Origin of the sequence: Streptomyces sp. H27-H1, assembly GCF_026627445.1 — a bacterium.
In the GTDB taxonomy this organism is placed as follows: domain Bacteria; phylum Actinomycetota; class Actinomycetes; order Streptomycetales; family Streptomycetaceae; genus Streptomyces.
The window spans coordinates 238,424-262,683 of the sequence record NZ_JAPNLJ010000005.1; the positions used below are offsets into that span (position 1 = coordinate 238,424).

Genomic DNA, 24,260 nt, shown 5'->3' on the forward strand with positions numbered 1-24,260 from the left:
CCGGTCAGGCCGGCGCCCCCGCCAGGAGGAGCCTGACCAGGTCCACCACCGCATCGGCGCGGACCGGATCCAGCTCCGCACCGAAGCCGGCCGGCGCCGCCGATCCCGACCCCGGCCCCGCTCCCGCCGATCCCCCGCCCGGGCCCCGCCGGACCAGCTCGCCCAGGCTCCGCTTCACCCCCGCCTCGTACGCCCCGAACGTCCTCCGCAGCAGCGGCAGTACGTCGATGAACGCCCGCTCCGGCACCGACACCAGCCAGTCGTCGATCAGCGCCAGCAGCCGCTCGTCGTGGACGAGCAGCGTGCCGCCGCCCGAGCCCCCGCCCGCGAACCCCTCGATCCAGCCCGCCGCGTCGGCCGGCGCGCACGCCGAGGACAGCGAGAGTCCCATCAGGCGCGCGGTCTCCTCGGGCGACAGCCGCCCGTCGTCGAGCAGCAGCCGCGCCGCCCGTCCGCGTATCAGCCCGGGGACCGTGTCCCGCCCGGCCAGCGTCCGCAGCACCGCCGACCAGCGCTCCCGCAGACCGTCCGGTTCCAGCAGTGCGACCGCACCGTGTACGCCGTCCACGTGCCCGCGCAGCTCCGCCGCCGCGTCGGCGTCCAGCCCCGCCGCGCAGGCGGGTGGCAGCGCCACGCATATCCGCTCCGCGAGTCCGGCCGCCACCGTCCCGAGCGCCGCCGCGTCGGTGCCCCGGACGTCTCCGTAGCGCAGCGAACGGGCCAGCGCGGGCAGCGCCTTGGCCAGGCCCGCCACATCGGTGTCCAGCGCGGCCCGGTCGGCGAGGGCCCGCAGTACGGCGGGCAGTGCCCCGGAGAGCCCGGCCAGCAGGCACCGCTCGGCCAGGGCGGTGACCTCGCCCAGCTCCCCGGCGCCCGCCGCGTCGGCCTCGGCCCTGGCGGTGGCGGCGCCGAGGACGGTGGTCCCCCAGATACCGGCTTCGGCCACCCGTACCGCCAACTCCGGCTCCCAGCAGAGCCGCCAGGTTTCCCGGAAGGTGCCCGTGCTCCCCCGGGAAGCCGTCGGGACGCCCCAGTCGATGCCGAGCAGCCGCAGCCGGTGCAGCAGCAGGGATTTGGCCGCGTCGGTGTCCTTGCGCAGGTCGAGCTCCAGTTCCCGGTCCTGCGCCTCGGCCTTGAGCCGCAGCGAGCGCTGTTGCCGGGTGAGGTCGCGCTGGAGCGGTACGACGGGCGCCGCGTCGGGGACTTCGCCGAGCACGTCTCCGACGACGAGCCGGTCCTCGATCAGTGCGATCGGTATGTCGGAGCCGTCGCACATCACCGCCCGGACCGCTTCCAGGGTCTCCGTCAGCCCCGGCACCGGCCGGCCCCGCATCGCGGCCAGGGTGTCGGCGAGCCGGACCGCTTCGATGACGTGGGCCGGGGACACCTGCCGGTCCTCCGCGCGGAGCAGGCCGGCGACCTTGGTCAGCCAGCGCTCGACGGGCCGGTCCCGGGCCGCGAAGAGGTGGGCGTACCAGCCGGGCGAGGTGATGCCCGCGCCGTACCCCCCGGCCCGGGCGAGGCGCCGGTGGGTCCAGGGGACCCAGGTGGTCTCCACCTTGACCTTGGGCAGCCCGGTGAGGAGCGCCTTGTCCGCGGCAGCGCTGGTCTTCGTCCGCAGGGCGGGGACGTGCCAGGCGCCGCAGACGACGGCGTACGCGTCGCCGAACTCCCGGCGCGCGGCCCGCATCCGCTGGCGCATGTACGCCTCGCGCACCAGGTCCCGGTGGTGGCCGCCCGCTCCGTACTCCTCGCGCAGAGCGCCCATGGCCTCCCCGAGCGCCGCGAACACGCCCAGCGGGTCGGCGGCAGGTCCCGTACCGCCGCGGTGTTCGACGACGTCCTCCCACCACCGCTCGGGGTCCTCGTACCCGGCCGTCCCGGCCAGCACGGCCAGCGGGTCCAGCCGTACGGAGCCGGGCGCCGCTCCGCTCCCCTCCTCGGCGCCTTCCTCGCCCCCTTCCCCGTCGAGGCCCTCGGCCCCCTTGTCCGCCCCCTCCCCGCTCCCCCGCATGGCCAGTGAGTGCGCGGCCGGGAGATCGATGAACCTGACCGGCACGTCCCGCTCCTGCGCCCACCGGATGGCGACCCATTCCGGGGAGAACTCGGCCATCGGCCAGAACGCGGCCCGGCCGGGGTCGTCGGCCGCGTGGGCCAGCAGGGCGACGGGCGGCCGCATCGCCGGGTCGGCGGCCAGTGGCAGCAGGACGTCTGCCTCCGGCGGCCCCTCGATCAGCACCGCGGCCGGCCGCGCCGCGTCCAGGGCGGCCCGCACCGCACGGGCCGAGCCGGGCCCGTGGTGCCGTACGCCCAGCAGCAGCGGACCCATGTCCGGGCCCGGAGTCCCCGGGCTCATGCCGTCACCTCACGGCAGGCCCGGTAGAAGTCCTTCCAGCCGTCGCGCTCGCGGACCACGGTCTCCAGGTACTCCTGCCAGACGACCTGGTCGGCGGCCGGGTCCCGCACGACGGCCCCGAGGATCCCCGCGGCCACGTCGGAGGCGCGCAGTACGCCGTCCCCGAAGTGGGCGGCCAGGGCGAGACCGCCGGTGACCACCGAGATGGCCTCGGCGGTGGACAGGGTGCCGCTGGGTGACTTGACCTTCGTCCGCCCGTCGTCGGTGACTCCGCCGCGCAGCTCACGGAAGACGGTGACGACGCGGCGGATCTCCTCCAGGCCCTCCGGGGCGGCGGGCAGGTCGAGGGCGCGGCCCATCTGGTCGACGCGGCGGGCGACGATGTCGACCTCGGCCTCGGCGGTGGCGGGCAGCGGCAGGACGACGGTGTTGAAGCGGCGGCGCAGCGCGCTCGACAGCTCGTTGACCCCGCGGTCGCGGTCGTTGGCGGTGGCGATGAGGTTGAAACCGCGTACGGCCTGCACCTCCTGGCCGAGCTCCGGTATCGGGAGTGTCTTCTCGGACAGGATGGTGATGAGGCTGTCCTGGACATCGGCGGGGATACGGGTGAGCTCCTCGACCCGGGCGGTCATGCCCTCGGCCATGGCCCGCATGACCGGGCTCGGTACGAGCGCTTCGCGGCTCGGGCCGTGGGCGAGGAGGCGGGCGTAGTTCCAGCCGTAGCGGACCGCCTCCTCGGGGGTGCCGGCGGTGCCCTGGACGAGGAGCGTGGAGTCCGCGCTGACGGCGGCGGCGAGGTGTTCCGACACCCAGGTCTTGGCGGTGCCGGGCACTCCCAGGAGCAGTAGCGCGCGGTCGGTGGCGAGGGTGGTGACGGCGACTTCGACGATTCGGCGCGGGCCGACGTACTTGGGTGTGATGACGGTGCCGTCGGCGAGCGTGCCGCCCTGCAGGTACGTGGCCACGGCCCACGGGGAGAGTTTCCAGCGGGCCGGGCGGGGCCGGTCGTCGGCGGCCGCCAGGGCTTTCAGTTCGTGCGCGAAGGCGTCTTCGGCGTGCGGTCGCAGCGCCTCGTCGGTGGTCTCGTTCCCGGTCGTTGCCATGGTCCCCCTCCAATGCTCAGCAGCCGCTTCCGACTGCTGACACCACGATGCACCCGACCACTGACAACGGGCCCCGAAAGAGGCGTTGTTGCAGGTCAGAGCGATTGTCAGTGGGAGTCTCTACGGTGGGACACATGACTGAGCACGGGGTTCGCTGGACAGCGGAACAGGTACTGGCTCTGGCTCCTGACGGCGCCTCACGCAAGGCGGGGGCCAGACTCGGCGGGGCGGGGCCGTGGTCACAGACCGGAGGTTCCGCTTCCGGTGCGGTGTGGGGGTTGTGCAAGGGCAGCGGCAGCAAGCCGTACCGGACGGTCGTCGACCTGTCCGGGCCGGCGTACAAGTGCTCCTGCCCGAGCCGGAAGTTCCCGTGCAAGCACGCACTGGGCCTGCTGCTGCTCTGGGCGGCGGAGGGACTCGACGCCCCGGCGGGCAATCCGGCCGGGGCTCCGGCCGGCGATCCGACCGGCGCTCCGGACTGGGCGGGCGAGTGGCTCGCGGAGCGGGCGGCGAAAGCCGCGCGGCCCGCTGCCGATCGCTCCGGCCGCTCCGGGCCGGCGGACGCGGAGGGGGCCCGCAAGCGGGCCGAGCGGCGGGCGGCCAGGATCGGAGCGGGCGTCACCGAGCTGGAACAGCGGCTTGCCGACCTGGTGCGCGGCGGCCTCGCCGGCCAGGAGCGGGCGGGATACGCGGGCTGGGAGGAGACCGCCGCCCGGATGGTCGACGCCCAGGCGCCGGGACTGGCCGCACGGGTAAGGGAGTTGGGGACGATACCCAGTTGCGGCACCGGCTGGCCCGCCCGGATGCTGGAGGAGGCCGCGCTCCTGCACCTGCTGGACCGGGCCTGGCTGGGGGTTTCCGGACTTGCGGAGCCGCTGGCCTCGACGGTCCGCAGCCGTCTGGGACTGCAGCCCCAGACGGAGGGCGAGGCCGTACGGGACCACTGGCTCGTGCTGGCCCAGTACGACACGGCGTCACCGGACGGCCGTCTCACCACCCGCCGGATCTGGCTGCGCGGGCTGGCGAGCGGGCGGCCTGCCCTGGTCCTGGACTTCGGCCCGCCCGGGCGACCGCCGGGGCTGGCACTGCCCGTCGGACTGGCACTGGAGGCGGAAGCCCGCTTCCGGCCCGGATCGGCGGGGCTGCGCGCGGACCTCGGGGAGAGGTTCGGGCCGGCCTCGCCGAGCCGGACCGCGCCGACCGGCATGAGCACGGGCGCGGCACTGGAGGCGTACGGCGCGGCACTGCGCGAGGACCCCTGGCTGGAGTCCTGGCCGGTGGTGCTCGGCCCGGTGGTGCCGATACCGGGACAACGACAAGGGGGACGACAGGGGGATCAACAGGACTCGGCGGCATGGCAATTGGCGGATGCGGAAGGGACGTCCGCCCTGCCCGTGCCCCTGACCGGGTCCGGGAGCCGGCCCGGGACCGGGCTGTGGCAGCTGGCCGCTCTTTCGGGGGGCGGGCCGCTGACGGTGTTCGGAGAGTGCGGACACCGCGGATTCACCCCGCTGACGGCCTGGCAGCCGGACTCACCGGAGCCGGTGGTGCTGGGCTGAGCGGGCGCAGGGGAAGGCGGCGGCGCGGGGGCGCCGACGTAATCGAAAAACGACTGAGCCGGGGGGCTTTCGTGGACGACAACCACGCCAGTTGAGGCCGTAGGCACGGCCGTGTGCCACAGGGAGATCGAGCTGCTCCGGTCCCGCGGAGGGGGCGGGACCGGAGCACCGCACACGGCACGCCACACGAAGGAAAGAGGGAGGGGATCCGATGGGCACGACGACGGACACGACACCGGAAACGACGGGCGGAACGGCGCACGGGGCGGTGGGAAGGGCCTACGGGGACGCGGGCTGGGAGGAGTTGGTGGCCTCCGCGCTCCTGGGTACCGAGCGGCGCCGGGGCAGCCCCGAAGCCCTGCTCGGGGCCGCGGCCGTGCAGACGGTACGGCGCCGGGCCGGGCTGAGACCCGCCGAGGCGGGTCCCCGGCCCGGGCCCGCGCCGCACGACCCGCGTCCGGAACCGCCGGAGCCTGCCCGGCGGCGGCTCGCACAGCTGTTGGCGGGCCGGGCGAGTACGGGCGGTGGCAGCGGGCGGCGGGGGGCCGCCCCGGACCTGACGGAGCTGCTGCCGCAGTGGCTGGCCGCCGCCGGGCAGTACGGGTACCGGGCGCCGTCCTCTCTGCTGCCCGCACTGCTGGACGTCGCGCGGGCCCGAAGCGACCTGCGGCCACAGGCGCTGGTCCTGGCCGGGGCGCGCGGTCTGTGGCTGGCCCGGCTCAATCCGGATTGGCGGTTCGCACTGCGCGGGGGGTCGGGGGGCGCCGGCGAACTGCCCGACGCGAAGGACGCGGAAGGGGTGGAACGGCTGTGGCAGGAGGGGCTGTTCGCGGAGCGGGTCGCACTGCTCGGCCTCGTACGGGCCCATGAGGCGGCTGCCGGGCCCCGGCTGCTGGCGACCACGTGGAGCACCGAGCGGGCCGAGGACCGGCTGATGTTCCTCGATTCCTTGCGGGTGGGGCTGTCCGCGGGTGACGAGCCGTTCCTGGAGGGTGCGCTGGGCGACCGCAGCCGCAATGTCCGGGCGACCGCCGCCGAACTGCTGTCGGCGCTGCCGACCTCGGCGCTGGCCGGGCGGATGGCGGAGCGGGCACTGGCCTGCGTCGGCCCGGAAGGGGTGACACCGCCGGCCGAGTGCGATGCGGGGATGCTGCGCGACGGCGTGGTCAAGCGGCCGCCGGCCGGGCGCGGGGAGCGGGCCTGGTGGCTCGGGCAGTTGGTGGAGTCCGCACCGCTGTCGTGCTGGCGGGAGCGGTTCGGGGGGCTCGGGCCGGCGCAGATCGTGGCGCTGCCGGTGGCCGAGGGCTGGGCGGAGGAACTGCACGCGGCCTGGTGCCGGGCGGCGGTGCGGCAGGGCGACCCCGCGTGGTCGCAGGCCCTGCTCGGCTCGGCGTCCGCACCGCCCGCGGCGGGCCCGGCGACGGCGTCGCTGGCGGAGCGGGCGAAGCTCCTGTCGATCCTCGGCGAGGAGGAACGGGCTTCGTGGATAGCGGAGTTCATACGCGCACACGGGCTGTCGGAGGCGTTCCAGCTCCTCGGGGTGTGCGTGGTGCCGTGGGCGGGGGCACTGGGGCGGGCGGTGGTCGAGGCGCTGGACTCCGCGCGGGAGGCGGGCGGCTATCCCTGGAGCTTCAGCGGGGTGATGGGGCTGGCGGAGCGGTGCCTCGATCCCGGGGAGGCGGGGCGGCTCGATGCGTTGGCGGCGGAGCCGGTGGAAGAGGGGGGTGCGGCGGCCTACTGGGCGGAGGCCTTTCAGCGGCTGGTCGCCACCCTTCGGCTTCGGGCGGCCATGCACGCGGAGCTGACTCCGCCGCGCTGATCCTGCGCGGGCGGCCCTGGCCGTGAGCGGGCAGCCTCGGACGTGAGCGGGCAGCCCTGGCCGTGAGCGGGCAGCCTCGGACGTGACCAAGCTGTCCTGCGGGGCTGCCCCCTGCCCTCCCTTGGCCCGTTCCCAGGGCTTCGCCCTGACCCGCCGGGCCCGGGTCGCGACCGCGGCCCCGGGGGCTCCCCCCGGACGCCGCGCCTCAAATGACGGTGGGGCTGGGTTGCCCTCTGGGCAACCCAGCCCCACCGTCCCGGGGCCGACTCCCGGAAACAGCGATGACGGCGCCGGCTACACCGGCTGGCGTACGTGGGCGCGGACCCAGTCGACGATCGCCGTGGTCGTCGCGCCCGGGGTGAAGATTTCGGCCACGCCCTTCTCCTTCAGCGGAGCGATGTCCGCCTCCGGGATGATGCCGCCGCCGAAGACCTTGATGTCCTGCGCATCGCGCTCCGCGAGGAGTTCCAGGACGCGCGCGAACAGCGTGTTGTGCGCGCCCGACAGGATCGACAGTCCGATCGCGTCGGCGTCCTCCTGGATCGCGGTGTCGACGATCTGTTCGGGGGTCTGGTGGAGGCCGGTGTAGATGACCTCCATGCCCGCGTCCCGCAGGGCCCGCGCGATCACCTTGGCGCCTCGGTCATGGCCGTCCAGGCCCGGCTTCGCCACCACCACACGGATCGGACCGGTCACACCCATCGCACTGCCTCCCGAGTGAACGAACGTTAAGTACAGCATCGCGCACACCCCCGTTTCGCGGTCAACCACGAGGGGGAAATCACACGTGGGATGGCGTGCCGCCGCTCCGCGCCGACAGCCGCACGGCACGGAGCGGTCGGACGCCTCCCGTGACGGCAGTAGGGGGGAGGCCGCCCATGGGGCTGTCCATGTCCGGAGCCGCGTTGCGGGCCGGCGTACTGGAAGCGATCGTGCTCGGCGGGCATCTCCTGCTCTACCCGACCGGAGTACTGCCGGAGCGGTCCGCCGCCGCCCCGCACGAGCGCGGGCACGAGCGCGGGCGCGAGCGCCCGCCGGTGCTCCTGCTCCACGGGTTCACCGACAACCGCTCGGTCTTCGTCCTGCTGCGCCGCGCCCTGGGGGCCTGCGGCCGGCGGCAGGTGGAGACCTACAACTACTCCCCCTTCACCCGCGACCTGCGCGTCACCGCCCGGCACCTCGCCCGCCGCGTCGAGGATCTGTGCGAGCGCACGGGGCAGGACCGGGTGGATCTGGTGGGGCACAGCCTCGGCGGACTGGTCGGCCGCTACTACGTCCAGCGCCTCGGCGGCGACACGCGCGTCCGCACGCTCGTCACGCTCGGGACCCCGCATTCGGGTACCCGCGTGGCCCCCTTCATGGACGCGCACCCCCTGGTCCGGCAGATGCGCCCGGATTCCGAGGTGCTCACCGAGCTGCGCGCGCCCGCGCCGGGCTGCCGAACCCGATGCGTGGCGTTCTGGAGCGAGTTCGACGAGCTGATGGACCCGGCCGGGACGGCCCGTATCGAACACCCGGACCTGCTCGTGGAGAACGTACAGGTCACAGGTATCGGACATCTCGCCCTGCCCGCGCACCCCACGGTCATCGCGGCGGTCCGGCGCACCCTCGACGGACCCGCGCCGATCGCACGCCCGCACCCCGGCGCCGCTTCCGTCGCTTGACCGGCAACCGATCGGCATCCCCACCGGCACTCCAACCGGCACTCCAACCGCCACTCCAGTCGAACACGTTTCGAACTCAAGGCCAAGGGTCGGTTTTCAGGGGGCCGAAAGACGGCTGAATGCCCGGTTCCGCTGAGGACAAATCCCGCCGAAGATTGTCGTTGCGTGTAACCGCCGGGTACAGTCACGCCACTGCTCTCCTCCGAGGACCCCACATTCCTCGGCCACCCAGGCCCCCCGCTGCCGAGGCGAAAGAGAAGTTGGTGAACGACCGCCCCACGTCGGGCCAGTACCCCGATTTCGGGTATGACGGCCTCTCCACCACCACTTTCGCTGGCGGTTCAGGGTTCACACCCTATGAAACGCAGGGTCAGGGCTACAACTACGGCGCCGCCTACGGTTCTTACGACACCGGCTCGTACGACACCACGGCTTGGACCGCCCCCCAGAACGGCTACCCCCAGCAGCCCGTAGACGGCTACGACGGCTATCTCGCGTCCGTCCCCGTCCAGGGCGGTGTCTCCCTGGACTACCAGGCCACCGCCTTCGGATACGACACCTCCGCCGAGCAGACCGGCCACTGGTCGGTCCCGGGCTACGGGACCGAGACCGGCACCTACGACGCCACCGCCTGGAACACGGCCTCCGAGCAGACCTACGCGTATGCCGGTTACGAGCAGCAGGGACAGGTCCACGGCCAGGTCCCGGCTCAGGAGCAGGCCCCGGAGCCGGCCCAGGAGCAGCAGTACGCCTACGACTACGGGTACGAGGCCTACGCCGAGACCTCGCCCGAGGCGGCCTACACCGAGACCGCTGTCTTCGAGTTCCTCCCCGCCGACGGCACGGATGCCGAGGTGCACGAGCTCCCCACCCAGGCCATGCCCGTCACCCCGGCCGCACCGGCCGAGCCGCGCCCCTCGCGCCGCGCCGGCTCCAGGTCCGCTTCCGGGTCCGGCTCCAAGTCCGTCGCCAAGGCGAGCGCCGGCAAGGCCGGTGCCAACACCCGCCGCCGTTCCCCGGCCAAGCGTTCCGCGCTGCTGACCGTGGCCGTTCCCTCGGCGTGCGTGATGGGCGTCGCGGGTGTCGCCGCCGCCTCCGTGGGCGGCCTCACCGGTACGGAGAAGCCGTCCGAGGAGACCACCACCCTGGCCGCGCCCGACCCGGCCTCCATCAAGCCGGTCGCGGCGAACAGCAAGCTCGACACGCAGCTCACCGCCCTCAGCGCCGACGCCGGCGACTTCGCGGACCGTGCGAGCCGCACCCAGGAACGCATCGACCTGCGCCTGCGCCAGGACGAGGAGAAGAAGAAGAAGGCGGAGGAGGCGGCGGCCAAGGAAGCGGCCCGCCCCAAGTTCGCCCTCCCCGTCTCCCGGCACGGCCTCAGCGCCGGCTTCGGCCAGGCGGGCGTCAACTGGATGTCCGTGCACACCGGCATCGACTTCCCGGTGGGCTACGGGACTTCGGTCATGGCCGCCACCGACGGCACCGTGCGCAGCCAGTTCAACAGCGCCTACGGCAACATGGTGATACTGACCGCGCCCGACGGTACCGAGACCTGGTACTGCCACCTCAGCAGCGCCAAGATCCGGTCCGGCAAGGTCAAGGCCGGCGATGTGATCGCGTACTCCGGCGACACCGGCAACTCCACCGGCCCGCACCTCCACTTCGAGGTGAGGCCGGGCGGCGGCTCTCCCGTCGACCCCCAGGCGTGGCTGCGCGCCCACGGCCTGAACCCGAACTAGCACCGAGAACCGAGCGCCCCGGGCGGCGTCGCCCGGCCCGGGCCGCAGCCGGCCCCGGCCCGACCGCCCCGCGGGTCACGCGGTCCCGAAGTCCCACGGCCCCGAAGTCCCGCGCGCTACAGCTTCTGCACCGGCGCGTACCGCAGCAGGAGCCGCTTCGGCTTCTCGTCCCCGAAGTCGATGGTGGCCTGCGCGTCCGCGCCCGCTCCCCTGACCTCCATGACCGTGCCGAGCCCGAACTGGTCGTGCGTGACCCGGTCCCCGACCACCAGCGCGATGACCGGCTTGTCGGAGGCCCGCCGCGTGGCGAACCCGGACGGGCCCGACTTCGTACGCGACGAGGACAGGAAGGACTCCGGCGAGGTGCCGAACGAGGACTTCGACCCGCCCGAGCCCCCGGACCCGTACCCCGAGCCCGAGGTCCGCATCGGGCCCGCCGGCTTCTGCGCCGCGCCCGTCCGCTTCCACTGCAGGTACTCGGCCGGGATCTCTTCCAGGAACCGCGACGGCGGGTTGTACGAGGGGGTGCCCCAGGCGCTGCGCATCGAGGAGCGGGTCAGGTACAGCCGCTCGCGCGCCCGGGTGATGCCGACGTAGGCGAGGCGCCGCTCCTCCTCCAGTTCCTTGGTCTGGCCCAGCGCGCGCATGTGCGGGAAGACCCCGTCCTCCATGCCGGTCAGGAAGACCACCGGGAATTCGAGGCCCTTGGCGGTGTGCAGGGTCATCAGGGTGATGACCCCGTTGCCGTCGGTGTCCTCGTCCGGGATCTGGTCGGAGTCGGCAACAAGCGCGACCTGCTCCAGGAACTCCGCGAGGGTTCCTGGGCCCACCGGCGGGGCGCCGTTCTCGGCGGCCTCCGCCGCAGCCGCTTCCCGCGCCTGCTCGAACTCGAGTGCCACGGCGGCGAGTTCCTGGAGGTTCTCGATGCGCGTCTCGTCCTGCGGGTCGGTCGACGCCTGGAGTTCGGCGAGGTAGCCCGTCCGCTCCAGGACCGCTTCCAGGACCACCGCCGGGCCGGCGCCCGAGTCGACGATGGTGCGGAGCTCCTCCATCAGCACGTTGAAGCGCTTGACGGCGTTGGTCGAGCGGGCGGCCATGCCGAAGGCCTCGTCGACCCGGCGCAGCGCCTGCGGGAAGGTGATCTTCTCGCGCATGCCGAGTGCGTCGATCATCGCTTCCGCGCGCTCGCCGATACCGCGCTTGGGTACGTTCAGGATCCGCCTGAGCGGAACGTTGTCCTCGGGATTCGACAGGACGCGCAGGTACGCGAGGACGTCGCGGACCTCCTTGCGCTCGTAGAACCGGACGCCGCCGACGACCTTGTAGGGCAGTCCGACGCGGATGAAGATCTCCTCGAACACGCGGGACTGGGCGTTGGTCCGGTAGAAGATCGCGACGTCGCCGGCCTTCGCGTCGCCCGCGTCCGTCAGCCGGTCGATCTCGTCGGCGATGAACTGCGCCTCGTCGTGCTCGGTGTCCGCGACGTAGCCGGTGATGCCGGCCCCGCTGCCGGCCTCGGTCCACAGGTTCTTCGCGCGGCGGTTCTCGTTGCGCTCGATGACCGCGTTGGCCGCGGACAGGATCGTCTGGGTGGAGCGGTAGTTCTGCTCCAGCAGGATCGTCGTGGCGTCCGCGTAGTCCTCTTCGAACTGGAGGATGTTGCGGATGGTCGCGCCGCGGAAGGCGTAGATCGACTGGTCGGCGTCACCCACGACGCACAGCTCGGCGGGGGGCAGGTCCGGGTAGCCGGTGCCGACCAGCTCCCGCACCAGCGTGTACTGGGCGTGGTTGGTGTCCTGGTACTCGTCGACCAGCACGTGCCGGAAGCGGCGCCGGTAGTGCTCCGCGACGTCCGGGAACGCCTGGAGCAGGTGGACCGCGGTCATGATGATGTCGTCGAAGTCGAGGGCGTTGGCCTCGCGCAGCCGCCCCTGGTACATCGCGTACGCCTGGGCGAGGGTCTTCTCGAAACCGTCGACAGCCTGCCCGGCGAAGGCGTCCTCGTCGATGAGCTCGTTCTTCAGGTTCGAGATCTTGGCGCTGAAGGCCTTCGGCGGGAACTTCTTCGGGTCCAGGTCCAGGTCGCGGCAGACGAGCGCCATCAGGCGCTTCGAGTCGGCCGCGTCGTAGATCGAGAAGGACGAGGTGAAACCGAGCCGCTTCGACTCGCGGCGCAGGATGCGGACGCACGCGCTGTGGAAGGTGGAGACCCACATGGCGTTCGCGCGCGGGCCGACCAGGCCCTCGACACGCTCCTTCATCTCACCGGCGGCCTTGTTGGTGAAGGTGATCGCCAGGATCTGGCCGGGGTGCACCCCGCGGGCGCCCAGCAGGTGGCCGATGCGGTGCGTGAGCACGCGCGTCTTGCCGGATCCGGCGCCGGCGACGATGAGCAGCGGGGAGCCCGCGTGCACCACGGCGGCGCGCTGCTCCGCATTCAGCCCGTGCAGGAGCGCGACCGGGTCGATGACGGGCCTGGGGGCGCCGTCCCGGTAGTACGCGTCCCCGCGCCCCCCACTGCCGTCGGCCACGTCGAACCGGCCCCCGAAGAGGTCGTCCGCGTCCGCCTCGGGGGCGGCGTGGTCCTCGGGCGGCGGTGGGACCTCTTCGGAGGAGGAGAGGTCGGCCAGGAAGCTGTCGTCAAAGAGGCTGCTCATCGCATTGACGAGTTTAGAGGGCGGGACCGACAGCCGGTCCCGCCCTCGGAAAATTGGGCGGCATATGCCCTGCGGACCGTGCCCGCCCCCTTCCTGGGCGCCCCCTCCACCGCTAGCGTGCTCCGCCAACCGGAAGGAGGTGCCGGCCCGTGTCCACGTACGGATTCCCCTCGTCCCACCCCTCCCCCCACCACCGCCAGCCGCGCACCCGAAGACATCCGAACGCCCCCGCCGCGGTCGTCACGACCGCGGCACTGTCCTCCTTGGGGCTGCTCCTCCCCCACCAGGCCGCGGCGGCGCCCGCCGCGCCCCGCCCCTCGGTGGAGGAGGTACGGACCCGCGTGGACGAGCTGCACCGGCAGGCGCAGGTCGAGGGGTATTTTTCGAAGCGGGACGGCTACGACGGCAACGTGGTCGTCTTCGCCCGCCCGACCGCGGTCCGCGGATAGCCACCACCTACGCTCGACGCCATGAACGTACTCGTCAGCGTCTTCCTCGGCCTGCACATCATCGGGATCGCCTCGCTGCTCGGCGGCTTCCTGACCCAGATGAAGGCGATGAGCGCCGGCACCGCCCGCTTCGTGCCCGCGATGCTGCACGGCGCGCTGACCATGCTCGTCACCGGTGTCCTGCTGGTCGGCTTCCGCGAGATGGACGGCAGCGCCGTCAACAACATCAAGATCGGCGTGAAGCTCGCGATCCTGTTCGTGGTCCTGGCGATCGTCTACGTCAAGCGCGACGAGGAGCACGTGGAGAAGGCCCTGTTCGGGGCGGTCGGCGGACTGACCGTGGTCAATATCTTCATCGCCGTTCTCTGGCACTGACACCGGACGGCCATGGATGGACGCCCGACCAGCCAGGTCCGGTCGCGTCCGGCCACTTTCGATCATCTCGACATCTGACCGTTACCTTCGGGTCTAACGTCCTCCTCCAAGCACCGACGGAGGAAGGACGTGAGGCCCTCGTGGCCAGTCATCGAAAGCCCAGGCAGCGCCCGCTCTCAGGCGGCACGGCACGGAGCAGCGTACGTACCACCGCCGCCACCCTCGCCCTCGCGGGCGCTGCCACCGCCACCGCGTTCGAAGGCACCTCGCACGCCGATCCGCAGCCGACTCCCTCGCAGGTGAAGGCGGAGATGGACCGGCTCTACGAGGAGGCCGAAGCCGCGACGGACCAGTACAACGGGGCGAAGGAGAAGGCCGACGAGGCGCAGCGCGCACTCGGCGGGCTGCGGGACGAGACCGCCCGCAAGACCGACCAGCTCAACACGGCCCGCAGTGCGCTCGGTTCGCTGGCCGCCACCCAGTACCGCAGCGGCACGCTGGGCGCCGCCGTACAGCTGGCGATGTCCGCCGATCCGCAGGAGTACCTGGACCGGGCCGCCCTCATCACCCGAGCCGGGAACCGCAACGCGGCCGAGATCTCGTCCGTGCGGCGGGGGCTCGAGGAGGTCGGAGAGCTCAAGGAGCAGGCCGCCGGACGCCTCGCCGACCTGCGCGCCCGGCAGGGCGAACTAGCGGGCCACAAGGCCGAGATCGAGGGGAAGCTGACGGCCGCGCGGCGGCTGCTGGCCAAGCTGACGGCCGAGGAACGGGCGGCCTACGAGGCGCAGTCGGCCGGCCCCGCCCCGAGCGGCCCCGCCCGCAGCGGCCCCGCCACCCAGGCTCCGCCGCCCTCCGACGGCTCGCGCGCGGCCCGCGCGGTGGCGTTCGCGTACGGGGCGATCGGCAAGCCGTACGTGTGGGGGTCGACGGGCCCGGGATCGTTCGACTGCTCGGGCCTGACCCAGGCGGCCTGGCGGGCGGCCGGGGTGTCGCTGCCGCGCACCACCTACACGCAGATCAATGCGGGACAGCGGATCTCGCGCGACGCGCTGGCCCCCGGCGACCTGGTGTTCTTCTACTCCGGCGTCACGCACGTCGGCATGTACATCGGCAACGGCCAGATGATCCACGCCCCGCGGCCCGGATCCACGGTCCGCGTCGCGCCGGTGGACTCGATGCCCTGGGCAGGAGCCTCCCGGCCCGCCTGAGCGCACGCCCGGTTCCGGGCCGGGGCCCCGGCCGCGCCACGGGTTCTTGACCGCCTTGCTCAACCACTCGAAGGTCTGCGGCAGTTGCTTGGACCACGCGCCGAGGTTGTGTCCTCCGGGCACCTCCTCCGCGTGCACCTGCGTCGGGCTCTGCCCGAGGGGCCTTGAGGTCCAGGGCGGACAGGTAGCCGTCCTGTTCGGACCCCGACATCCGAGCACGCTCTTCAGGTGGTGCGCGAGGCGCTTCCGCGGGTCCTGGGCGACCAGCGAGGAGGGTTCCCGGCCCGGATCGTTGTAGCCGGACAGGGAAACGCCCGCGCTGCAGCGGTCGGGGTGCGCGATTGCCCCAGGAGGTGTAGAAGTCCATCTCGCGGTTCATCCCGGTGAAGACCAGCGCGATGGCGGTGACCTGGGTGAACACCACCATCGAGGCGCGGGTGGCGACGCGCACGGCGGCCGGGCCGCGAGCCCTGCTCCACAGCAGCAGGGGGAGGAGGACCGCGACGGCGCGGTCAGCACGATCGCCGTGGCGAAGAAGGGGGTCCCGGTCAAGCTCATCACGGCATGGAAGAGGGCCGTGCCCGGCGCCCCGGGCGACCGGGGCGCCTGCGGCCTCCATCACATCGCCGCCCCGGCCGTGGTCAGATCAGCCGGCGGGCCGTCGCCCAGCGGGTCAGCTCGTGGCGGTTGGACAGCTGGAGCTTGCGCAGTACCGCCGAGACGTGGGATTCCACCGTCTTGACCGAGATGAAGAGCTGCTTGGCGATCTCCTTGTACGCGTACCCGCGCGCGATCAGCCGCAGCACCTCGCGCTCGCGCTGGGTGAGGCGGTCGAGGTCCTCGTCCACCGGCGGGGCATCCGTCGAGGCGAAGGCGTCGAGCACGAAGCCCGCCAGCCGCGGCGAGAACACCGCGTCCCCGTCCTGGACGCGGAAGACCGAATCCACCAGGTCCGTGCCGGTGATCGTCTTGGTGACATAGCCGCGGGCGCCGCCCCGGATGACCCCGATGACGTCCTCGGCGGCGTCCGACACGGACAGCGCCAGGAACCGTACCGGGTCCTCGACCGCGCCCATCAGCGGGGCGCAGCGGCGCAGCACCTCCACGCCGCCGCCACCGGGCAGGTGCACGTCGAGGAGCACCACCTCGGGCCGGGTGGCGGTGATGACGGTGACGGCCTGGTCCACGTCGGCCGCCTCTCCGACGACCTCGATGCCGGTCCGCTCGGTCTCGCCGATCTCGGCCTGCACCCCCGTGCGGAACATCCGGTGGTCGTCGACGAGCACCACCCGGACCCGCCTGGTCTCGCCGCCGGTGATCGCGCTGTCCTCGGTCATGCTGCTTTCGCCGCCCTCTCCATCTCCAGCTCGACTTCCGTGCCGCCGTCGGGCGCGGACCGCAGCCGCGCGGTCCCGCCGTTGCGCTGCATCCGGCCGATGATCGATTCTCGTACGCCCATCCGGTCGTCCGGTACCGCGTCGAGGTCGAAGCCCGGTCCGCGGTCCCGTACGGACACGAACACCTTCTGGCCCTCCACCTCCGCGTACACCTGGACGGGGCCGCCGTCGCCACCGTACTTGGCGGCATTGACCATCGCCTCGCGCGCGGCCTGCATCTGTGCGGACAGCCTCTCGTCTAGGGGGCAGTCGCCGACGACGACCACCTCGATCTGGACCCCGTGGTGGTCCTCGACTTCGGCGGCGGTCTTCTTCACGGCGTCGGCCAGTGTCGTCGGCTCCTCGCCCTCGTCCTTGCCGGTGCCCTCGGGCTTGTACAGCCAGTTGCGCAGTTCCCGCTCCTGGGCCCGGGCCAGGCGGCGCACCTCCCCGACGTCCTCGGCGTTGCGCTGGATCAGGGTGAGGGTGTGCAGCACGGAGTCGTGGACGTGGGCGGCCACCTCGGCGCGCTCCTGGGCGCGGATCCTCATCAGGCGCTCCTCGGAGAGGTCCTGGGTCATCCGGATCAGCCAGGGTCCTGCCAGGAGGGCGACGCCGACGAGGACGGCGAGGGTGGCGGTCAGCACGTTGCCCAGCTGGGCCGCGGATCCGCGGACCACGATGAAGACGGTCAGGCCCACGCCGACCAGGGCGACGCCCGCGAGTGCGCGGGCGAACTGCAGGAGCCGGGCGTGCCGGCCGGCAGCGGCGTTCCAGTGGGCGCGGCGGGCGTTGTCGGCCTGGCGCCAGACGAGGACCACGCCGGCCCCGACGAGCAGGGTCGGCCACACGTACCGTCCGGAGCTGCCGCCGACCTGGACCTTGGAGATGAAGATGCCCGCGCCGACGCAGAGTGCGATCAGCGCGACGATCTGGCCCCGCTCGGGCTTGCGCAGCCGGCGGGTTCCGTCGGGGAGGGTGTCGAAGTAGGAGCGGTGGCCGCTACGGCCCCCGACGCCTAGCGGTACGAAGACCCAGAACGCGGCGTAGAGCAGTACGCCGAGGCCGTCGCCCCACATGAACAGGCCGAGGAAGGTGAGCCGGACCCAGACGACGGGCAGGCCCAGGTGCCCTGCGAGGCCGCGCGCGACTCCGCCGAGCATCCGGCCGTCGGCGCTGCGGTAGAGCTTGCGCTGCGGCGTCTCGTCGGAGTCGGGTGCGTACGGCGTGCGGGGAGCGGCTGCTACGGGCATGTCACCGATGGTCACACGCCCCCGGTGCCCGGGACATCAGGGCAGCCCCCCAGTTCTCTCGGGGGGATATCAGGGTTGCGCCAGGGTAGATCCGGATGCCCGCGGCGCCGGCGGACCCCCACCATGTAGGCATGACCGAAGTACACGATTCCCCGCCGCCGGACGCAGGAGCCGGCCCGAGTGCGGCCGGCGCGAGTGCGGCCGGCACGAGCACCGGCTCCGGGCCGCCGCTCGCCGAGCGCCCTCCCCTGCGCCGCGCCAAGCGCGACAAGGTGCTCGCGGGCGTGTGCGGCGGCCTGGGACGGTACTTCGATCTCGACCCGCTGATCTTCCGGATCGTGCTCGGCGTCCTGACCGTCACCGGCGGCGTCGGTCTGATCTTCTACGGCTTCGCGTGGCTGCTGCTTCCCCAGGAGGGCGAGGACGACAGCGAGGTGAAGAAGCTGCTGACGGGCCGGGTCGAGGGGGCGACGCTGGCGGCGGTCTTCGCCGCGCTGGTGGGCTGCGCCCTGTTCCTGTCGATGCTGGACAACGGCGGGCTGGCGGTCTTCTCCGTCCTGGTGGTCCTGGCGCTGGGCGGCGCGGCGTACTGGTCGCAGCGACGGCGGAGCGCTGCCGCCGGCGCCCCCGAGGAGAAGGCCTCGCCGGGCGCGGAGTTCGTATACCCGGCGGCGACCCGCACCGGGCACCGTACGGCGCACAGTCCGGCGCCGCCCGAGACGCAGGCGCCGCCGACGCCCGGCGGGCCGTCCTGGTGGCGGGACCCGCTGGTCAAGGACGGCACCACGGGCCCGGTCGGCTCGACCGGGTACCTGTGGGGCCCCGACGACTCGGTGCCCGCCGGCCCCGGCCGGGACCAGGCCGGGGCCCCGGAGTCGGGGAAGCGGGTCCGTAGGGAGCCGCGGGGCGGGATCGGCGGCCGGGTGTTCGTGCTGGCCCTGCTGGCCGGGGTCCTCTCCACCGCCTCGGTCTGGGAAGGCAGCACCCTGAGCCACGCGCTGCAGGTCGGCTTCGCCGCCGCCCTCGCCGTCTTCGGCCTGGGGCTCGCGGTGAGTTCGGTCAAGGGCCGCACCGGCTTCGGCACCGTACTGCTCTCGGTGATCACGGCCGGACTGCTGGCCGGGGCGGTCGCGCTGCCCAAGGAGATCGGAACCCACTGGCAGGAGATCGTCTGGCGGCCGGCCGCGGTGGCCGACGTACGGCCGCAGTACACGGCGGACACCGCGGTGGCCACCTTGGACCTGAGCCGACTGGACGTGCCCAAGGGCACCACCCTGCCCGTCCACGCACGGATCGAGGCGGGACGGCTCAAGGTGATCCTGCCGAGGGAGGTCACCGCGCCGACCGAGGCCGAGGTCCGGCTGGGAGACATCCAGATGCCCGGCGACCCCCGGGGTTCGATACGCATCAAGGACGGCGGCGAGACCCGGACCGAGACCCTGCAGCCCTCCCCGGGCACCGAAGCGGGCGGCACGATCGAATTGCACCTGAGCACGGGTGTGGGACAGGTGGAGGTGGCTCGTGCGGCGTCATGAGTTCCAGCCGGGACGGCTGATCGCGGGACTGGTCCTGCTGGCTGCCGGGGTGCTCTATCTCCTCGCCGCGGACGGCCAGGCCGATCCGCCCTGGTTCTTCGTCCTCCTGATGACGGCGGGCGGCCTCGCCTTCGCCGCCGTCACCGGGCTGGTGACCTACGCCGTGCGCCGCGACCGGCGCGAGCGGATCAGCGAGTCCAGCGAGAGGTAGGGCGCCCCTGCGAGGACCAGCGGGGTCCAGGCCACGAGGTAGATCAGGTCGTTGCCGTAGTAGTAGGGGGTCACCGCCCAGGACACGGTGAGCCACAGGCTGAGCGAGATCAGGGCCCCGCCGACGGACGCGATCCGGGTCAGGAGTCCGGCCAGGACTCCCAGGCCGACCAGGAGTTCCCCGATGGCCAGGGCGACGGCGAAGCCGACGGGTGCCTTCAGGGACAGGTCCACCAGGGCCGGGATCGCCGAGGTGTCGCGCACCCCCCGCATCAGATCGCCGATGGAGCCGTCGCCGGTGGCGGAGAGGAACGCGGAGTCGGTCAGCTTGTCCAGGCCCGCGTAGACGAAGGTAACGCCGAGGAAGATCCGCAGGGGCAGCAGCGCGTGGCGGGCGGCGAGGGCGCGCAGGCCGCCCAGGTCACGCGGACCTGAGGGCTCGTCGGCGGGGGCGGCGGAGGGGACGTCAGTTCGGATCACGCGACATGTGTACCCGCTTCACTCCGCCACGTCGATGGTGCACCGGTTGGATTCCACCCCCGCGGCGGTGACGACCTGGATCTCGATGCGCCCCGGTTCCACTTCCGCCGGGACCGGCACGGTCAGTACGGCGTCGGAGGGGTTGGTGAAGCCGCCCGCCACCGGGACCAGCGGTACGTGCACATGGATGACACCCACCCGGACCACCAGTCGGGCCAGCATCTCCGGCGTCTGAGCCCCGGGCGGGACGAAGCCGACTCCGCGGATCTCGATGTCGTCCCCGGGGCGGATCGCCGCGTCCAGATCCCCGGGCTCGCGTCTGCGCACCACCGACAGCACGAGCGGCCGGCTGCCCTCCGCGTACTTCGCCGCCAGGTACACGGCCGCCGACAGGGCCACCAGCAGCGCCAGGGCCCACGGCAGCCGCGGCAGCCGGTCCGGGAACCGGGCCAGCGAGACCGCCGCGAAGCCCAGCACCACCGTGGAGACCAGCACGTACTGGGCGTCCGGGAAGGAGCCCCGGCCCGCGTCGTCCGTGAGCAGGTCGGCCCCGGTCGGCCGGTCGGCCGGCAGCTTCTGCAGCCGCTGCCCCATGATCCGTACGGAGACCACCCGGCGGACCAGCACCGCGACCGCCGAAGTCAGCCCGAGGACCGCCAGCAGCGGCAGCGCCCGGTCGAGCGCGAGCCCCTCGTACAGCGCCTGGCGCTGCGGTCCGGGCGAGGAGGCGGCGAGACGCAGCGCGGGCAGCAGCGTCGCGAAGGCGGTGAGCACCAGCCAGGCGCTCGGTACCGTCTTCGAGGTGGACAGCCGGTTGTCCTCGCCGACGAGCGGGGCCAGCAGTCCGCCCCGGAGCGTCTGCGCGCGGGCCGCCACCGTCAGCAGGGCGGCCAGCACGAGTGCGGCCAGCAGCCCGGCGGTGCGCGCCGTGGACCAGCCGGTGCCGAGGGCGGCGGCGACCTGGACCACCAGCAGCACTCCCGCGGCGATCCACACGGCGAGGACCGCCCGCCGGGAGAACAGGTAGAGCCAGGAGGTGCCCGCCTCCCGGCCCCGGTCGGCGACCGTCCGGGCCGACAGGGTCAGCTCGTCGGAAACCCACTGGCGGGAGGCGCCGAGGGAGTGGGCCACTGCGGCCGGCACCCCCTGGCCGGAGGCGAACTCATCGCGCTTCTCCAGGAACGCGGCGACCGCGCGTCGGTGCCCCTCCCGTGCGCAGTCCTCGCAGGTACAAGCTGCGGTATGGGTACCTCTGGACATCTCTTGGACAGCCACGAACGTGCCGCCTCTCTGAACTACGGTGCAATGCCAGCGAATTGTGCACCACTGCGGCAGTGTTCCGGATTGCGCACGATGTCAGAGCAGGTGATTAACCGTTCATGATGTTGACGCCACACCTTCCAGCAGCGGCTGGCAGTTCACCCAGGCCGCCAGATCGGACCCGAACCGCTCCCGGGTCGCGAGCGCGCTGTGGTGGCTGATGAGCACCGCTTTCCCGGCCGCCCGCGCGATCAGCTGGACCTGCGCGGCCCGCTCCGCGGCGATGAACCACCAGGCGGCGGCCTCCACCGAGTCGCCGACCGTCAGCAGCCCTCGGTTGCGCAGGACCAGCGCCTTGTAGGGTCCGAGCGCGCCCGCGATCCGTTCGGCGTCCGCGCCGCCCGCGGCATCGCCGCCCAAGAACGCGTCGAGCAGTGCGTGGTCCTCGTAGAAGGCGCAGGCCTCCTGGGTGACGGGGGCGATCAGTTCGCCGAGCGCGGCGAGCGCCCTGCCGTACGGGGCCTGCGTGCGGACGACCGCCACCACGGCGGGCCGGGCCCGGTGGACGGCCGCGTGCACGGCGAAGGCCAGCTGGTTGACCCGGCGCTCCCCCTGCCGGACCCGCCCCTCCCCGTCGACCAGCAGCAGGTCGTCGGGGCCGATCGCGCCGAAGGCCCGGCCGAAGGGGTTCACCCAGTAGCAGTCCTCGAACTCCGGGTCCCGGGCGGTGACGTGCCCGCCCACCCCGTCCTCGTACCCGAGCCGCCCCAGCAGCCGCAGTACCCCGGCGAGCCGTTCCTTGCGGTGCGCGCGCTCCTCCCCGGCGGTCGCGAACACCGGCGGCATCTCGAAGCCCAGCCGCTCGACGGGTACGGGCGGGGGTGCGGGTACGAGTGCGCGTGTGCGTGCCGGCTGCTCGGACATGGCCCTCCTTCAAGGTCGCGGCGCAAAGTACCGGCGACCGGCCGAAGAGGCCATACACGCGGCGAGGCCGCCGCTCCCTGCGCGGGAGCGGCGGCCTCGTCACGTACGGCGGTCGGGCGGGACTACTCCCACTCGATGGTGCCCGGGGGCTTGCTCGTGCAGTCCAGGACCACACGGTTGACGTCCGGCACCTCGTTGGTGATGCGGGTGGAGATCCGCGCGAGCACCTCGTACGGCATGCGCGTCCAGTCCGCGGTCATCGCGTCCTCGGAGGAGACGGGGCGCAGCACGATCGGGTGGCCGTACGTACGGCCGTCACCCTGGACGCCGACGCTGCGGACATCGGCGAGCAGGACGACCGGGCACTGCCAGATCTCGCGGTCCAGGCCGGCCGCCGTGAGCTCGTGGCGGGCGATGGCGTCGGCCTCGCGGAGCAGGTCCAGGCGCTCCTTGGTGACCTCGCCGACGATGCGGATGCCGAGGCCGGGGCCGGGGAACGGCTGGCGCTGGACGATCTCGGCGGGCAGGCCGAGCTCCTGGCCGACCATCCGGACCTCGTCCTTGAACAGCTGGCGCAGCGGCTCGACGAGCTCGAACTCGATGTCGTCGGGGAGCCCGCCCACGTTGTGGTGGGACTTGATGTTGGCGGTGCCGGTGCCGCCGCCGGACTCGACGACGTCCGGGTACAGGGTGCCCTGGACCAGGAAGGCCACCGCCGGGCCGTCCTCCTGGAGGATCTCCAGCTGCGCCGCCTCGAAGACGCGGATGAACTCGCGTCCGATGATCTTGCGCTTGGTCTCCGGGTCGGAGACCCCGGCCAGCGCGTTCAGGAAGCGCTCCTGCGCGTCGACGACCTTCAGCTGCACGCCGGTGGCGGCGACGAAGTCCTTCTCGACCTGCTCGGTCTCGCCCTTGCGCATCAGACCGTGGTCCACGTACACGCAGGTCAGCTGGGAGCCGATGGCCTTCTGCACGAGGGCCGCGGCGACCGCGGAGTCCACGCCGCCGGACAGACCGCAGATGGCGCGCTTGTCGCCGACCTGCTCGCGGATGGCCGCGACCTGCTCCTCGACGATGTTGCCGGTGGTCCAGGTGGGCTGCAGGCCCGCACCCCGGTAGAGGAAGTGCTCCAGGATCTGCTGGCCGTGCGTGGAGTGCATCACCTCGGGGTGGTACTGCACGCCGTAGAGCTTCTTCTCGTCGTTCTCGAAGGCCGCGACCGGGACGACGTCGGTCGACGCGGTGACGGTGAAGCCCTCGGGGGCGGCGGAGCAGGCGTCGCCGTGGGACATCCACACCGACTGGTTCTCGGGGGTGCCCTCGAAGAGGGTGGATCCGGCCTTGGAGACGGCCAGCGGGGTGCGGCCGTACTCGCGCGAGCCGGTGTTGTCGACGGTGCCGCCGAGGGTGACCGCCATCAGCTGGAAGCCGTAGCACATGCCGAAGACGGGAACGCCGGCCTCGAAGAGCGCGCGGTCGAGCTGGGGCGCCCCTTCCGCGTACACGGAGGACGGGCCGCCGGAGAGGATGATCGCCTTGGGGTTCTTGGCGAGCATCTCGGCCACGGGCATCGTGGCGGGCACGATCTCGGAGTAGACCCGTGCCTCGCGGACGCGGCGGGCGATGAGCTGCGCGTACTGGGCGCCGAAGTCGACGACGAGCACCGTGTCCGGAGCGCTGTCGTGGGTGGCGAAGGTGGCTTCTGGCACGGGGCAGGCCTTCCGGCGGAAGAGGGGGTTGTTTTGTCGATTCTAACGGGGGACGGACAGCCCTCTTTGTCTCACTGTCCGAACCGGCTTGGCACGGAGCGGGACAGAGGGTAATAATCCCTCCATGCGCAAGCAGCTGAGCTTCCTCTTTACCTATGGCACCGGCCGGTCCGGTCGCCATGGGTCATCGTGATGCTCGCTTGAGCCACTGACTTCCCAGAGCGCCCCGGTCCGACAGGACCGGGGCGCTCTGGCGTTCCCGCTCCGGTCGGACCCCATCGACAGGAGACCCGCCATGACCACGATCACCACCACCCCCGAGCAGCTGATCGCCGACTCCCGCGAGCGGATCGACTCCCTCGACGACCGGATCATCGGTCTGATCCAGGAGCGGATGGCCGTCTCGACCGTCATCCAGGAGGCCCGGATCGGCTCGGGCGGGCGCCGGGTGCACCTGTCCCGGGAGATGGAGGTCCTGGGGCACTGGAGCGACGCCCTCGGCAAGCCCGGCACCACGCTCGCCATGATCCTGCTGGAGCTGTGCCGGGGCCGGGTGTGACGGCGGTACGGGGCCTGCGGCG

General features: G+C 72.7%; 20 protein-coding genes. 10 read left to right on the forward strand and 10 right to left on the reverse strand.

The features are described from left to right. Positions 1 to 4 precede the first annotated feature (4 nt). Positions 5 to 2,356, reverse strand: a complete 2,352-nt coding sequence (locus tag OTB20_RS07475) for a DUF5682 family protein (RefSeq protein ID WP_267815790.1) — start codon at positions 2,354 to 2,356, stop codon at positions 5 to 7. Beyond that, the gene (locus OTB20_RS07480) at positions 2,353 to 3,459 is read right to left on the reverse strand and encodes an ATP-binding protein (RefSeq protein WP_267815791.1); all 1,107 of its coding nucleotides are present in this window, start codon (positions 3,457 to 3,459) and stop codon (positions 2,353 to 2,355) included. Before OTB20_RS07480 ends, OTB20_RS07475 begins: the two co-directional genes overlap by 4 nt. A 134-nt stretch (positions 3,460 to 3,593) precedes the next feature. Here OTB20_RS07480 and OTB20_RS07485 point away from each other — a divergent pair, with 134 nt between their 5' ends. Together OTB20_RS07485 and OTB20_RS07490 are read left to right on the forward strand one after the other, a co-directional pair. Beyond that, on the forward strand, positions 3,594 to 5,018 hold the full coding sequence (locus tag OTB20_RS07485) for an SWIM zinc finger family protein (RefSeq protein ID WP_267815792.1): 1,425 nt from the start codon (positions 3,594 to 3,596) through the stop codon (positions 5,016 to 5,018). A 211-nt stretch (positions 5,019 to 5,229) separates the two neighbouring features. Continuing rightward, the gene (locus tag OTB20_RS07490) at positions 5,230 to 6,837 is read left to right on the forward strand and encodes a DUF5691 domain-containing protein (protein WP_267815793.1); all 1,608 of its coding nucleotides are present in this window, start codon (positions 5,230 to 5,232) and stop codon (positions 6,835 to 6,837) included. A 294-nt stretch (positions 6,838 to 7,131) separates the two neighbouring features. Here the strand turns inward: OTB20_RS07490 and OTB20_RS07495 are convergent, their stop codons facing one another. Then, on the reverse strand, positions 7,132 to 7,539 hold the full coding sequence (locus OTB20_RS07495) for a cobalamin B12-binding domain-containing protein (RefSeq protein WP_267751483.1): 408 nt from the start codon (positions 7,537 to 7,539) through the stop codon (positions 7,132 to 7,134). Positions 7,540 to 7,715: 176 nt separating this feature from the next. Here OTB20_RS07495 and OTB20_RS07500 point away from each other — a divergent pair, with 176 nt between their 5' ends. Together OTB20_RS07500 and OTB20_RS07505 are read left to right on the forward strand one after the other, a co-directional pair. Further along, positions 7,716 to 8,501, forward strand: coding sequence for an esterase/lipase family protein (locus OTB20_RS07500; protein WP_267815794.1), 786 nt, complete (start codon positions 7,716 to 7,718; stop codon positions 8,499 to 8,501). 263 nt (positions 8,502 to 8,764) lie between these two features. Continuing rightward, positions 8,765 to 10,243, forward strand: a complete 1,479-nt coding sequence (locus OTB20_RS07505; RefSeq protein WP_267815795.1) for a M23 family metallopeptidase — start codon at positions 8,765 to 8,767, stop codon at positions 10,241 to 10,243. A 116-nt stretch (positions 10,244 to 10,359) separates the two neighbouring features. Here the strand turns inward: OTB20_RS07505 and pcrA are convergent, their stop codons facing one another. Then, positions 10,360 to 12,900: a DNA helicase PcrA gene (gene pcrA, locus OTB20_RS07510; RefSeq protein WP_267815796.1), complete on the reverse strand. Its 2,541-nt coding sequence runs from the start codon at positions 12,898 to 12,900 to the stop codon at positions 10,360 to 10,362. Positions 12,901 to 13,049: 149 nt separating this feature from the next. Between pcrA and OTB20_RS07515 the strand changes: the two genes are divergently transcribed. The 3 genes from OTB20_RS07515 to OTB20_RS07525 all read left to right on the forward strand — a co-directional run bounded on the left by OTB20_RS07515 (position 13,050) and on the right by OTB20_RS07525 (position 14,932). After that, positions 13,050 to 13,349, forward strand: a complete 300-nt coding sequence (locus OTB20_RS07515) for a hypothetical protein (RefSeq protein ID WP_267815797.1) — start codon at positions 13,050 to 13,052, stop codon at positions 13,347 to 13,349. Positions 13,350 to 13,370: 21 nt separating this feature from the next. Next, positions 13,371 to 13,724 carry a hypothetical protein gene (locus tag OTB20_RS07520; RefSeq protein ID WP_267815798.1) on the forward strand — a complete coding sequence of 118 codons (354 nt, stop codon included), beginning with the start codon at positions 13,371 to 13,373 and terminating at the stop codon, positions 13,722 to 13,724. A 140-nt stretch (positions 13,725 to 13,864) separates the two neighbouring features. Continuing rightward, positions 13,865 to 14,932, forward strand: a complete 1,068-nt coding sequence (locus OTB20_RS07525) for a C40 family peptidase (RefSeq protein WP_267815799.1) — start codon at positions 13,865 to 13,867, stop codon at positions 14,930 to 14,932. A gap of 641 nt (positions 14,933 to 15,573) precedes the next feature. Here OTB20_RS07525 and OTB20_RS07530 read toward each other — a convergent pair. Both OTB20_RS07530 and OTB20_RS07535 read right to left on the reverse strand, forming a co-directional pair. Then, complete coding sequence (locus OTB20_RS07530) at positions 15,574 to 16,269, reverse strand: LuxR C-terminal-related transcriptional regulator (protein ID WP_267815800.1); 696 nt, start codon at positions 16,267 to 16,269, stop codon at positions 15,574 to 15,576. Further along, the gene (locus tag OTB20_RS07535) at positions 16,266 to 17,561 is read right to left on the reverse strand and encodes an ATP-binding protein (RefSeq protein ID WP_267815801.1); all 1,296 of its coding nucleotides are present in this window, start codon (positions 17,559 to 17,561) and stop codon (positions 16,266 to 16,268) included. Before OTB20_RS07535 ends, OTB20_RS07530 begins: the two co-directional genes overlap by 4 nt. A gap of 131 nt (positions 17,562 to 17,692) precedes the next feature. Between OTB20_RS07535 and OTB20_RS07540 the strand changes: the two genes are divergently transcribed. Both OTB20_RS07540 and OTB20_RS07545 read left to right on the forward strand, forming a co-directional pair. Next, positions 17,693 to 19,096, forward strand: a complete 1,404-nt coding sequence (locus OTB20_RS07540) for a PspC domain-containing protein (protein WP_267815802.1) — start codon at positions 17,693 to 17,695, stop codon at positions 19,094 to 19,096. Next, positions 19,083 to 19,307 (forward strand): hypothetical protein, encoded by a 225-nt coding sequence (locus OTB20_RS07545; RefSeq protein ID WP_267751500.1) that lies wholly within the window; start codon positions 19,083 to 19,085, stop codon positions 19,305 to 19,307. Before OTB20_RS07540 ends, OTB20_RS07545 begins: the two co-directional genes overlap by 14 nt. Here OTB20_RS07545 and OTB20_RS07550 read toward each other — a convergent pair. From OTB20_RS07550 to guaA, 4 genes are all read right to left on the reverse strand, one after another. Beyond that, positions 19,253 to 19,726, reverse strand: a complete 474-nt coding sequence (locus tag OTB20_RS07550) for a DoxX family protein (RefSeq protein ID WP_267815864.1) — start codon at positions 19,724 to 19,726, stop codon at positions 19,253 to 19,255. The genes OTB20_RS07545 and OTB20_RS07550 overlap by 55 nt on opposite strands. A 78-nt stretch (positions 19,727 to 19,804) precedes the next feature. After that, the gene (locus OTB20_RS07555) at positions 19,805 to 21,046 is read right to left on the reverse strand and encodes a hypothetical protein (protein WP_420716347.1); all 1,242 of its coding nucleotides are present in this window, start codon (positions 21,044 to 21,046) and stop codon (positions 19,805 to 19,807) included. A 117-nt stretch (positions 21,047 to 21,163) separates the two neighbouring features. Further along, the gene (locus OTB20_RS07560) at positions 21,164 to 21,970 is read right to left on the reverse strand and encodes a class II aldolase/adducin family protein (protein WP_267815804.1); all 807 of its coding nucleotides are present in this window, start codon (positions 21,968 to 21,970) and stop codon (positions 21,164 to 21,166) included. A 122-nt stretch (positions 21,971 to 22,092) separates the two neighbouring features. After that, complete coding sequence (gene guaA, locus OTB20_RS07565) at positions 22,093 to 23,679, reverse strand: glutamine-hydrolyzing GMP synthase (RefSeq protein ID WP_267751503.1); 1,587 nt, start codon at positions 23,677 to 23,679, stop codon at positions 22,093 to 22,095. 295 nt (positions 23,680 to 23,974) lie between these two features. Between guaA and OTB20_RS07570 the strand changes: the two genes are divergently transcribed. Then, positions 23,975 to 24,238, forward strand: a complete 264-nt coding sequence (locus OTB20_RS07570; protein ID WP_267815805.1) for a chorismate mutase — start codon at positions 23,975 to 23,977, stop codon at positions 24,236 to 24,238. The last annotated feature ends 22 nt before the right edge of the window (positions 24,239 to 24,260 follow it).